We start from the raw sequence: 11,914 nt of genomic DNA on the forward strand, positions 1-11,914 counted from the left end.
TCCGAGGATCAGCTCGCTTCCATCAAGCGCCCACACTTATCGGCTGTTAATTTTTAAAGAGCATTCTGCGAGGAACTTCGTGTTTCCCGGCAGCGCTGCGTTTTCAGCAGCAGAGAAGCGAGATTATGAACCGTGTTTCGCAGTTCGTCAACAACTTTTTACACTACATCGTTGCGACTGCGGGGCTCAACTTCCAGGCCGGCTGCGCGCTTCAGACTCCAGCACACCGCCAACCCTGCTTCCCTTCTCCCGCGCCGTGTTTCCGTTAGCGCGAAAGAGGCGTGATTCTAAGCACCCGCTTCGATCTGCGCAAGAGGTTTCTCAAAAAATATAAGGCCCCGCACGCTGCCGCGTGCGGGGCCTTATATAGAAGCAGCCGATCCGTCAGACGGCGCGCACCTGGCGCGCGACGATCTCCATATAGTGATCGAGATCTGGCGTCACCTTGCCTTCTTCCTTCGCCGTATCGTCCCAGCGGCGCAGACGCAGTGCGTCCTCTGCGAACGGCCGCTGCAGGAACGCCGCTGTCTCCTCATCACTGAAGATGCCGCCCTGCAGCGCGAGGCTGCGCACCGAGTCCGGCGACAGGCTGTCGAAGTAGCCGGCGTCCGTGCGGCACAGGCAGCGCTTCGCGTCGACGTGCAGCCGGATCGGCTCCAGTACCGCATCGGAAAACAGCGGCCGCAGGAACGGCAGCACGTAATACTGATGCAGATCGTCGATCCCGCGCGCGCTCGGCGTCTCGCCCTGGCGATTCAGCAAATGCCCGAGATCATGCAGGAACGCCGCCGCGACCAGCGCTTCGTCAGCCCCCGCCTCCTCGGCCAGCAATCCGCTCTGCAATGCATGTTCGAGCTGCGTGACCGGCTCGCCGCTATAGGCCACATGGCCATGCTCACGATACAGCCCGTGGATCTCTTCCACCGTCAATGCCATTCATTCACTCCCAAGGCAGCGAAAACGTCTTCAGGTTCGTGAAGCTCTTCATCGCCTCCTGAACGCCTTCCTTGTAACCGAGCCCCGAATCCTTGATCCCGCCGAACGGCGACAGCTCGATCCTGTATCCGGGCACTTCCCATACATTCACCGTGCCGACGTTCAGCTCGTTCACGAACCGCACGACCGCCGCCGTGCTGTCCGTACAGACGCCCGACGACAGCCCGAACGCCGTTCCGTTGCTGATCCGGATCGCGTCGTCGATCGTGTCGAACGCGATCACCGGCGACACCGGGCCGAAGGTCTCCTCGCGCACGATCGTCATCGATGGATCGACGTTGTCGAGCACGGTCGGCGCATACAGCGCGCCGCGCCGCACGTTGCCGGTCAGCACGCGCGCACCCTGCGCGACCGCCTCTTCCACTCGCGCCTCGAACAGCCGCGCCGCTTCCTCGTCGATCACCGTGCCCATTTCGTTGGCGGGATCGAACGGATCGCCGTACTTCCATGCGCGCGTCTTCTCAACGAGCAATTCGGTGAACGCCGGCGCGATCGAACGCTGCACCAGCATCCGCTTGACGGCCGTGCAGCGCTGGCCCGAATTCCGGTACGAGCCAAGCACGGCCAGCGACGCCGCGCGTTCGAGATCGGCATCGTCAAGGACGATCAGCGGATCGTTTCCGCCGAGCTCCAGCACGATGCGGCGGTAACCCGCCCGCGCGGCAATCGCCTTGCCGATCGCCACGCCGCCCGTGAAGGTAATCAGCGACGCATGCGGGTGCGTGACGAGCTCGTCCGCGATCTCGCGCGGATCGCCGGTCAGCACCTGCAGCATCGGCTCCGGCAAACCGGCCTCGTAAAGCAGGTCGGCCAGGTAGAACGCCGACAGCGGCACCTTCTCCGAAGGCTTCACGATCACGCGGTTGTTGGTCGCGATCGCCGGCGCGATCTTGTGCGCCACCTGGTTCATCGGATGATTGAACGGCGTGATCGCGACGATCACACCGTCGAGCGGCTGGCGCTGCGAGAACACGCGGCGCGCCTTGCCGTGGGGCGTCAGGTCGCACGAGAAACTTTGCGCATCGTCGCGCAACGCCTCGACCGCCGCAAACTTCAACACGTCGGCGACGCGGCCGATTTCGTAACGCGAGTCCTGTTTCGACAACCCCGATTCGAGCGTGATCAGGTCGGACGCTTCCTCGGTGCGCTCGCGCAGCAGCGCGGCCGCACGCTCGAGGATCTGCGAACGCTCGTACCGCGTGAGCGTCGGCCGGTACGCCATCGCGTAGTCGAATGCCGCGCGCACATCGTCGACGCTCGCCAGCGGCGCCGTCCCGACACGCGTGCCCGTATACGGGTCCATCACGTCGAGCGTGCGTTCCCGCGTCGCGCGCGTGCCGCACCAGCGCAGCGCCTCCGCGCGAAACGCCGGGTGATCGTGTCGGGGATGAGCCATCATGTCGCGACCCGGTTCAGCACGAAATCGAACACGTCGAAGTTGCGCGGGCGACGCGCAGGATCGGCCGGCTCGATACGGCGATTGAACAGCAGCGGTACTTCCTGCTCCGACACGCCGCCATGCGAACGCAGCGGCACCGTGAGGCCCGACAGATCGTGTTCGCGCTCGCGCGTGCCGAGCGTCATGTCGCGGCGGCCGATTACGACGAGATCGCCGATCCGGTCGGCCGGCAGTTCGAAACGTGCAGCGGCTTCCGCGTTGTCGAGCACGAGCTCGACGCCGTCGAGGCCGCCGACGCGCCACATCGCCTCGGCCCGGTCGACGCCCGGCGCCAGATAGATGGTCGCAAACGAGCCAAGCGCACCGTGGTGCACGACGTACGGATCCGTGATCGGCAGGATCACGCGCGCAGCCTGCGCGCCGTACCAGCCGTCGAATGCGTCCTGCAGATAGATGACATTCGGCCGGCCCGTCGCGGGATCGTGCTTTGCGTTCATCCCGTGGTCGGCCGTGAGGCCGATCGCCCAGCCAAGCGCGTCGAGCTGCGCAAGGTAGCCGTCCATCATCGCGTAGAACGCATTCGCGCCGGCACTCCCCGGCTCGCACTTGTGCTGCACGTAATCGGTGGTCGACAGGTACATCAGGTCGACCTGGCGCGTCTGCGCAAGCCGCACGCCGGCTGCGAACACGAATTCGGACAACGCCGCGCTATAGACGTCCGGCGACGGCAGGCCAACCCAGTCGAGCACGTCGACGATCCCGTTTTCGGCGAGATTCGCCTGCGCGGCCTTCTCGGCCGAAAAGCAAATGCCGTTCAGTTGCCAGCCGAGCAGCCGGCGTAGCTTGTCCTTCGCCGTCACGACAGCGACCCTTGCACCGGCGTCGGACGCCGCCGCGAGCAGCGTGCCGGCCCGCAGGTAGGCCGGGTCGTTCATCATGACTTCGGCGCCACGCCCGCCGTCGGCGGCCGGATCCCAGAAATAGTTGCCGCAGATCCCGTGGACCGACGGCGGCACGCCGCAGACGATCGACAGGTTGTTCGGGTTGGTGAAGGTCGGCACGACGCAATCAGCGCGCCAGGCCGTGCCTTCCGCGATCATCCGGCCGATGAACGGCGCGACGCTCGCTTCCACCGCCCGTTCGAGATAGTCGTACTCGCAACCGTCGACGCAGACGACGATGGTCGGCTCGACCGGCAGCCGGTAGTGCCGGCCGTTGACGTCGACGGAACGTCCCGCGAGACCCGTCGACGTGCCGGCTGCCGACGCTTCACCCGGCTGGCGCAATGCGAACGCGGCGTTCATGATGCCACCCGCTTGCCGCGCGGCACGCGCGCAGCGATCAGCAGCAGCGCCGCGAGCGACGCGCCGAGCATCAGCAGCGACAGTGCCGATGCCGGAAGGTAATACCCTCGCTCCACCTGGCCGATCACGACGATCGGCACGGTCGCGAAGCCCGGCGGATAAACCGTGAGTGTCGCGCCGAGCTCGCCGAGCGACAGCGCAAAGCCGAGCGCGAGGCTCGCGCGCAGCGCCGGCACGAGCTGCGGCAGCAGCACGCGGCGCAGCACCATCGCGGGCGGTGCACCGAGGCTTGCCGCCGCTTCGCGCAGCACGGTCAGCTCCGGGCGCAGCGCGGCGGCCGCGCAGCGATAGCAGAACGGCAAAATCAGCGCGAGCTGCACGAGCACGACGATCGCCGCCGAACTCGACAGGTCGACCGGCTTCTGGTGATACGCGATCAGCACCGCGAGCCCGAGCACGACGCTCGGCACACCGTTCGGCACCATCACGAGCGCGTCGACCACCGCGCCGAGGCCGCGCCGGTCGCGCCCTTCGAGCGCCAGCGCAAGCCACAGCCCGAGGATCGTGCCGACCGCCGACACGCCGAAGCCGATTTCCAGGCTCGTCAGCAGCGCGTCGTATTCCGGCGACCCGAGCCGCTCGAACCAGCGCAGGCTGTAGCCGGCCGGCAGAATCGTGCCCGACCACTGCGTCGCCACGCTCGAGAGCGCGACAACGATGACGGGCAACACGAACAGCCAGAAGCACGCGAACGCGGCCAGCGCGAGCGCCGCGCGCGACGCATGCTTGAGCACCGTGTCACCCCAGCCGATCTGATGGCGCGGCACCGCTTGCCCGATACGAAATTCAGCGGACATCGTTTCCTCCCGTCGCACGCCGGTTCACCCGGCGATAAACCGCATACAGCGCCAGCGACAGCGACAGCATCACGACCGCGCCGGCCGACGCGGTCGGCAGGTCGAGGTCGACCGTCGCGCTGCTGTAGATCGCAACCGGCAGCGTCACGAGCCGCGCGCTGCCGAGCACCAGCAGAATCCCGAATTCGTTCAATGTCAGCAGGAAGCACAGCACGGTGCCGGCGGCGATGCCCGGCCACGCGATCGGCAGCACGACGCGGCGCGCCAGCATCCAGCCGGACGCGCCGAGGCTGCGCGCGGCTTCGATCAGCCGCAGGTCGAGCGTCGCGAATGACGCGAGCGTCGGGCGCACGACGAACGGCGTATAGAACACGGTCTGCGCAAGGATCACGCCGCCGATGCCGAACAGGAAGTCGAGCGGCGGATTCTCGAGATGGAACAGATGCTGCAGCGCAATGCTGACCGAGCCTTGCGAGCCGTACAGGAAGATCAGCGTGAACGCGACGAGGAACGACGGGAACGCGACGTACAGTTCCAGGAAACGCGTGACGAGCGATGCGCCCGGAAACGGCTTGAAGAACAGCAGCGCGGCCAGCAGCACGCCGAGCACCGACGCGGTGCCGGCGCTCGCGAACAGCACGCCGAGTGTGGTCAGCAGCACGCTGCGCGTATCGGGGTTGCCGAAGAACGTACGGTATGCGGCGAAACTCAGCCCGTGGTCGCCCGACACGCTCAGCAGCACGAGCCGCATCAGCGGATAGACGACGAGCGGGCCCAGCAGGATGATCGCGAGCGCCGCCAGGTGCAGGTCGCCCATGCGCTTGCGGCGCCGCGCGGCGGCGGCGTGCGCGGCGGCCGACGCGAGCACGTGCGGCGGCAGGCCGGCTTCAGGGCTCGATAAGGACGACATCGTCTGCCTCGCAATGCAGGGAAACGCGCGCACCGCGCTCGGGAGCCGCACCGCGGCCGCGTTGCATCGTGACGCGCACGGGCTCGTCGGGGGCTGCATCGATCGTGACCGCGATCGACAGGTCCGCGCCCTGCCATTCGACGGACGATACGGTGCCGTGCAGCCCGCCCGCGGCCAGCGGCATCAGGGTCAGGCGCTCGGGGCGCACACAGGCCACCTTGTCGCGCACTTCGTGGCGCGGATCGCCGAGCGGGAAGATCACGTGCGGCGGCAGCAGGTTGGCCGGGCCGAGATAGCGCGCGACGTAGCCGTCCTGCGGCGCGTCGTACAGCTGCTGCGGCGTGCCGAGCTGCGCGATGTGGCCGTCGCGCATCAGCAGCGCGCGATCGGACAGCACGAGCGCGTCGTCGCGATCGTGCGTCACGCAGACGACGGTCAGGTTCGGCAAACGCTCGTGCAGCGCCTTCAGTTCGCTGCGCACCGACGCGCGCAGGTTGGCGTCGAGCGCCGACAGCGGCTCGTCGAGCAGCAGCACGTCCGGCTCGATCACGAGCGCGCGCGCCAGCGCGACGCGCTGCTGCATCCCGCCCGACAGTTGCGCGGGCAGGTGATGGCCCGCATCGCCGAGCTGCACGAGCTTCAGCGCATCGGCGACGCGGCGCGTCACTTCCGACGACGCCATGCCGCGTGCGCGCAGCCCGAATGCGACGTTCTCGAACACCGACAAGTGCGGGAACAGCGCGTAATTCTGGAACAGCAGACCGAGATTGCGCTTGTGCGGCGGCGCGTAGGTCAGGTCGCGTCCGGCAACGGTCAGCGTGCCGGTCAGGCCGTCGGCCTTCACGAACCCGGCGATGAAGCGCAGCAGCGTGGTCTTGCCGCAGCCGCTCTTGCCGAGCACGGTCAAAAATTCACCGGCGCCGATCGACAGCGACAGATCTTCCAGCACCGTGCGTGCGCCGTAGCGCACGCTCAGGTGTTCGATCTGCACGCCGCCCGGCGCGCCGGACCGCAACGTTGCGCGCGGTTCGGCGGCGCCGAATGCGCCGGGATGGGTCAGGGTGGTTTCCACCGGGTTCATCCTCTCGCTCACAAATACAGGCGGCGTGCGCCGATCACTTCGGCTTGACGACGTCGAGCTGCTTGCCCGAGCTGCCGATCACGTCCTTCTTCCAGCGCTCGATCCACACCGGCTTCTTCGCCATCACCTGGGCCCAGTCGACCGGGATCAGCTTCACGCCCGCGATCGCCTTCTTGACCGCTTCGCCGTTCTTGCCGGCCAGCGGCACGTCCGTGCGGCCCGGGATGCCGTACATGTCCGGCACCTTCGACTGCACTTCCGTCGACATCAGGTAGTCGATCAGCTTCTTGCCGGCGTCCTGGTTCGGGCCGCTCTTGATCAGGCCGATGCCGTACGGGAGCTGGAACGTGGTCGGCTGGTCGCCTTCCTTCCCGGCCAGGAAGATCGGCTTGACGGACAGCGCGCCGTGTTCGGCATCGTCGAGGTCCATCTGCAGGTCACCGTTCGCGACGCTGATTTCGTTACGCGACAGCAGCACGTTCAGGTAGCCCGTGCCCTTCGTGTGGAACTTCACGCTCTGCGACAGCTTCGCGAGGTAGTCGAACGCCTTGTCCTCGCCCATCAGCGACGTCGTCAGGATCAGCACGGCCATCCCGTCGCCGGCGGTGGCGGGGTTCGAGTACGCAACCTTGCCGGCGTAGGCCGGCGCGAGCAGGTCGGCGAACGTCTTCGGCTGGTTCTTCACGACGTCCGGGTTGATCGCGAACGAGAAGTAGTTGTTCACGAACGTCGCCCACGTGCCGTCTTCGGCCTTCGCGATGGCCGGTACGTTCTTGTAGTTCACGCTCTGGTACGGCTGCAGCAGGCCCATCTGGCCAGCTTGCTGAATGAACGGCGGCAGCGTGACGATCACGTCGGCCTTCGGGGAGTTCTTCTCGATGTTCGCACGGTTGACGACTTCACCGCTGCCCGCCGTCACGATGTTGACCTTGACGCCTTCCTTCTTCTCGAAAGCCGGCAGCACATCGCGATAGAGGTTCTCGAGACCGTCTGCCGTATACAGCACGACCGCGCTCGCCGCATGGGCAGGCAGCGCGGCGCCCATCAGACCGGCGACGCTGGCGGCCAGCGCAAGCTTGCGGAACGCACCGGCAGCGGTGCGCGAGGGTTTCTGCAGTGTCATCTGACTTCTCCGTAGGCGGAACACCAAATGGCCGGGGCACGATCCGGCTCTCCTGTTATCTCCGGGCAAGGCCGATCGACGGCCCGCCTCGCTACCGCGCCGAGGTTAGGTTTCGCGCGGCAAGCGAAGGATCACAGCGTTCGATGACAAACCCGTGACGAATGCGGCAATTTCCAAAAAATGACACATTTTGCCAATATCATGCAAGTCATTCAGAAATGCGTTCCGGCGTTTCTTCCGACCTTTGCAGAGGAAAACCATGTCCGATCCGATTCTTCTTACGCCTGGCCCGCTCACCACGTCCGCCACAACACGCCACGCAATGCAACATGACTGGGGCTCATGGGATGCCGCTTTCAACCAACTGACGGCCAGCGTCTGCGCGGACCTCGTCGCGATTGCGCACGGCGGCGACGAGTACGTGTGCGTGCCGATGCAGGGCAGCGGCACGTTCTCGGTGGAAGCCGCGCTCGGCACGCTGGTGCCGCATGACGGCGTCGTGCTGGTGCCCGACAACGGCGCGTACTGCGCGCGCATCCTGAAGATCCTCGGCCGGCTCGGTGTCGAAGCAATCGCGTTGCCGTTCGGCGAGGACGCGGCCGTCGATCCGGCCGCGATCGAAGCCGCGTTCGTGCGCGAGCCGCGCATCACGCACGTCGCGCAGGTGCACCTGGAGACGAGCGCCGGCATCCTGAACCCGCTCGACGACATCGCCGCCGTGTGCCGACGCCACGGCAAGCGGCTGATCGTCGACGCGATGAGTTCATTCGGCGCGCTGCCGATCACGCTGGCCGGCAGCGGCATCGATGCGCTGATCTCGGCGAGCGGCAAATGCCTGGAAGGCGTGCCGGGGATGGGATTCGCGATCGTGCGGCACGACGCGCTCGACGCGAGCGAAGGCAACTCGCCGTCGCTCGCGCTCGATCTCCACGATCAGTACGCATACCTGCGCAAGACGGGCCAGTGGCGCTTCACGCCGCCGACACACGTGATCGCCGCGCTGCGCGCCGCGCTCGACCAGTATCTCGCCGAAGGCGGCCAGCCGGCGCGCGGCGCGCGCTATGTGGACAACTGCCGGACGCTGGTCGAATCGATGCACGCGCTCGGCTTCACGCCGTTCCTCGATGCGAGCGTGCAGGCGCCGGTGATCGTCACGTTCCACGCGCCCGACCACCCGGCCTACGATTTCCGCCACTTCTACGACGCGGTGCGCGACGCGGGCTTCATCCTGTATCCAGGCAAGCTCACGCAGCTCGAAACGTTCCGTGTCGGCTGCATCGGCGCAATCGACTCGAACGATATCCGCCGCGCAGTCGCGGCCATTGCGCAGGCGGTCGAATCGCTCGGCATCGCAGTGCAGCGTGCGTAAGCGCCGTACCGCGCCAGCCGGCAGATCGACCGGCGCGCGCATGCAAAAAAGCCCGGCGGCCTTGCGGCTGCCGGGCTAACGCACAGGATCTGCGTGGAGCCGGTGCTTACAGCTCGATCCGCTTGATGTCGCCGACGACGAAGATGTACGATGCCGCGCCGACCAGCGCGATCACGCCGATGAACACGAGCGCGCCGACGAACGACCCGGTCGATGCGACGATGAAGCCAACCACGAGCGGCGTCACGATCCCCGCGAGGTTCGCCGCGAAGTTGAAGATGCCGCCCGTGACGCCGAGCAGGCCGTCCGGTGCGATGTCCGACACGAGCGTCCAGCCGAGTGCGGCCATCCCCTGCGCGAAGAACGCGACCGACATGATCGCGATCACGGCCTCGTTGCTCTGCACGTAGTTCGCGAGAATGATCGTCGATGCGAGCAGCAAGCCCGCGATGATCGGCAGCTTGCGCGCGAGGTTTGCGGACTTGCCGCGACGCAGCAGCCAGTCGGAGAAAATCCCGCCGAACATCACGCCGACCGACGCGGCGATGAACGGCATCACCGCGAAGAAGCCGATCTTCAGCCAGCCCATGTGGCGTTCGGTGGCGAGGTAGGTCGGGAACCAGGTCAGGAAGAACACGAGCGTCGAGTTGCCGGCGAACTGGCCGAGGCAGATGCCCGCGAGCTGGCGCTTCTTCACCAGTTGGCCGACCATCGACCAGCTGAACTTGGCCTGCGCCGGCTTGTCGCCCTTGTCGCCGCTCTTGCGCGCACCGTGCACGAGACCGCCGCCCGCCTCGATATAGGCCAGCTCCTCCGAATTCGCACCCGGATGGTTGCGCGGCTCGTGATAGAACTTCCACCAGACCAGGCCGAACACGATACCAACCGCGCCGACGACCCAGAACAGCGAGCGCCAGCCGAACGCACCCATCAGCGCGAACAGCACCGGGCTGAAGAACGCGAGGCCGATGTACTCGCCGACGGTGTAGGTACCCGTCGCCATCGCACGCTCGTTCTGCGGGAACCACGTCGCAACGACGCGGCTGTTGGTCGGGAAGCATGGCGCTTCCGTCACGCCGAGGCCGAGCCGGCAAGCGAGCAGCGTCGCGATGCCCGGCACGAAGCCTTGCAGGAACGTGCACAGCGACCACAGCGTCATCGACCAGTAATAGGTGATCTTGCTGCCGAAGCGGTCGAGGAACAGGCCGCCGGGAACCTGCATCGCGACATACGTCCACGAAAACGCGGAAAACATGATGCCCATCACGGCTGCGTTGATGCCGAGCTCCTTGGTGAGCTGCGGCGCAGCCACCCCCAGCACGGTGCGGTCGAGATAGTTGATCATCGTGCCGATCGCGAGCAGCGCGAGAATCTTGTAGCGCGCCGAAGTGCGCCGGACGGTGCCGGACGCCTGCGCCGGCGCGGCGCTCGTGTGGGTGGTGTGCTGCATGGTCGTCTCCTGGTCTCTTTCTGTGTCTATAAGGGGGTCAGCGCGCGACGAGCGACTGAAAGTGGTCGAACATCCGCTCTGCGTCGGGTGTGCGTCCGGTGAAGATCTCGAACGCGTCGACGGCCTGGTAGACGGCCATCCCGCCACCCGGCAGCGTGGCGCAGCCGGCCGCGCGCGCCGCGTGGATCAGTTCGGTTTCGAGCGGGAAGTACACGATGTCGGCCACCCACATGCCCGCGTGGAGCAGGTCGGCCGGCAGCGGCAGGCCCGGATGCTTGGCCATGCCGGTCGGCGTGCAGTGGATCAGGCCGGTCGCCGCGCGCATCGCGGCCGCGAGATCGCTGCCCGGCGTGACCCGGGCGGCAGGGAAACGCTGCTGCAATTCGGCCGCGAGCGCGGTGGCGCGCGTGCCGTCGACGTCGAAAATCGTCAGTTCGGCCGCGCCCATCTGCAGCGCCGCATGCGCGACGGCCGCGCCCGCGCCGCCCGCACCCAGCTGGACGACACGTTCGAGCGACGCGCCGGGCAACCCGCGGCGGAACGATTTCGCGAAACCCGACCAGTCGGTGTTGTGGCCGATCCGCTTGCCGTCCTTGAACAGCACGGTGTTCACCGCGCCGAGCGCGCGCGCATCGTCCGACAGTTCATCGAGGTGCTCGATCACGCGCTGCTTGCACGGATGCGTGATGTTCAGGCCGTTGTAGCCCATCCGCTGCGCGGCATCGAGCAGTTGCGGCAGTGCGTCGACGGTCACGCCGAGCACGTCGAGATCGATGCGCCGATAGACATAGCCGAACCCCTGGCGGAACCCCTCTTCCTCGTGCATCGCGGGCGACAGCGAGCCGCCGATGCCCTGGCCGATCAGGCCGATCAGAAACGACGGGCGGCTCATCGTGCGGCCCCCTGCGCGAACAGCGTCGCCAGACGCTGCAGCGCAAACACGTAGCCTTCGGTGCCGCAGCCGCAGATCACGGCTTCGGCGAGCGCCGACACGTAGGAATGGTGGCGGAACGCCTCACGGCGATGGACGTTGGAGATATGCACTTCGATCACCGGCTTCGCGATCGCGGAAAGCGCGTCGGCCAGCGCCACCGACGTATGCGTATAGGCGGCCGGGTTGATCACGATGCCGTGCGTGTCGTGGCGCGCGGCATGCAGCCAGTCGATCAGCTGGTGCTCGGCGTTCGACTGGCGGAACTCGATTTCCAGCCCGAGCGCCTCGCCCGCCGTACGGCAGCGTTGCTCGACGTCGGCAAGCGTTTCCGCGCCGTAGATATGGGGCTCGCGTGTGCCCAACAAATTCAGGTTCGGGCCGTTCAGCACGAGCACCTTGTGCTTGCTCATCGTGTTTCTGCTCCTGAAACAGGGGCAGACCACGATCGGCGCCGCCCCGAAGACATCGGAATGTGGCGCTAGTGTGCGCCC

At 66.7% G+C, this 11,914-nt stretch carries 11 protein-coding genes; 1 reads left to right on the plus strand and 10 read right to left on the minus strand.

The window, feature by feature from the left end; genetic code table 11:
* Positions 1-384: 384 nt before the first annotated feature.
* Genes C5O79_RS04605 through phnS form a run of 7 tightly spaced genes read right to left on the minus strand, consistent with a single transcriptional unit; the run spans position 385 to position 7,670 of the window.
* Positions 385-936, minus strand: a complete 552-nt coding sequence (locus C5O79_RS04605) for a phosphonate degradation HD-domain oxygenase (RefSeq protein ID WP_046546134.1) — start codon at positions 934-936, stop codon at positions 385-387.
* A 4-nt stretch (positions 937-940) separates the two neighbouring features.
* Entirely contained in the window at positions 941-2,395 is a 1,455-nt protein-coding gene (gene phnY / locus C5O79_RS04610) for a phosphonoacetaldehyde dehydrogenase (RefSeq protein ID WP_122476870.1), read from the minus strand.
* Entirely contained in the window at positions 2,392-3,699 is a 1,308-nt protein-coding gene (phnA, locus tag C5O79_RS04615) for a phosphonoacetate hydrolase (protein ID WP_131931206.1), read from the minus strand. The genes phnY and phnA overlap by 4 nt, the downstream gene beginning before the upstream one ends.
* On the minus strand, positions 3,696-4,556 hold the full coding sequence (gene phnV / locus C5O79_RS04620) for a 2-aminoethylphosphonate ABC transport system, membrane component PhnV (protein WP_046546137.1): 861 nt from the start codon (positions 4,554-4,556) through the stop codon (positions 3,696-3,698). Before phnV ends, phnA begins: the two co-directional genes overlap by 4 nt.
* A complete protein-coding gene (locus tag C5O79_RS04625; protein WP_122476875.1) occupies positions 4,546-5,466 on the minus strand; it encodes a 2-aminoethylphosphonate ABC transporter permease subunit in 921 nt (306 codons plus the stop codon). Before C5O79_RS04625 ends, phnV begins: the two co-directional genes overlap by 11 nt.
* Positions 5,444-6,547, minus strand: coding sequence for a 2-aminoethylphosphonate ABC transport system ATP-binding subunit PhnT (phnT, locus tag C5O79_RS04630; RefSeq protein WP_131931208.1), 1,104 nt, complete (start codon positions 6,545-6,547; stop codon positions 5,444-5,446). The genes C5O79_RS04625 and phnT overlap by 23 nt, the downstream gene beginning before the upstream one ends.
* A gap of 34 nt (positions 6,548-6,581) precedes the next feature.
* A complete protein-coding gene (phnS, locus tag C5O79_RS04635; protein ID WP_046546140.1) occupies positions 6,582-7,670 on the minus strand; it encodes a 2-aminoethylphosphonate ABC transporter substrate-binding protein in 1,089 nt (362 codons plus the stop codon).
* A gap of 259 nt (positions 7,671-7,929) precedes the next feature.
* Here phnS and C5O79_RS04640 point away from each other — a divergent pair, with 259 nt between their 5' ends.
* A complete protein-coding gene (locus C5O79_RS04640; protein WP_122476877.1) occupies positions 7,930-9,039 on the plus strand; it encodes a 2-aminoethylphosphonate--pyruvate transaminase in 1,110 nt (369 codons plus the stop codon).
* A 106-nt stretch (positions 9,040-9,145) separates the two neighbouring features.
* On the opposite strand, the gene C5O79_RS04645 is transcribed toward C5O79_RS04640, so the two are convergent.
* From C5O79_RS04645 to aroQ, 3 genes are read right to left on the minus strand one after another with little or no spacing between them, the layout of a single operon-like run.
* Positions 9,146-10,489 carry an MFS transporter gene (locus tag C5O79_RS04645; protein ID WP_047851204.1) on the minus strand — a complete coding sequence of 448 codons (1,344 nt, stop codon included), beginning with the start codon at positions 10,487-10,489 and terminating at the stop codon, positions 9,146-9,148.
* Between the two features lie 37 nt (positions 10,490-10,526).
* Entirely contained in the window at positions 10,527-11,381 is an 855-nt protein-coding gene (locus C5O79_RS04650; RefSeq protein WP_047851205.1) for a shikimate dehydrogenase, read from the minus strand.
* On the minus strand, positions 11,378-11,833 hold the full coding sequence (gene aroQ, locus C5O79_RS04655) for a type II 3-dehydroquinate dehydratase (protein ID WP_039339247.1): 456 nt from the start codon (positions 11,831-11,833) through the stop codon (positions 11,378-11,380). Before aroQ ends, C5O79_RS04650 begins: the two co-directional genes overlap by 4 nt.
* Positions 11,834-11,914 lie beyond the last annotated feature (81 nt).

It is taken from the genome of Burkholderia sp. SRS-25, assembly GCF_004343765.1.
In the GTDB taxonomy this organism is placed as follows: Bacteria; Pseudomonadota; Gammaproteobacteria; order Burkholderiales; family Burkholderiaceae; genus Burkholderia; species Burkholderia contaminans.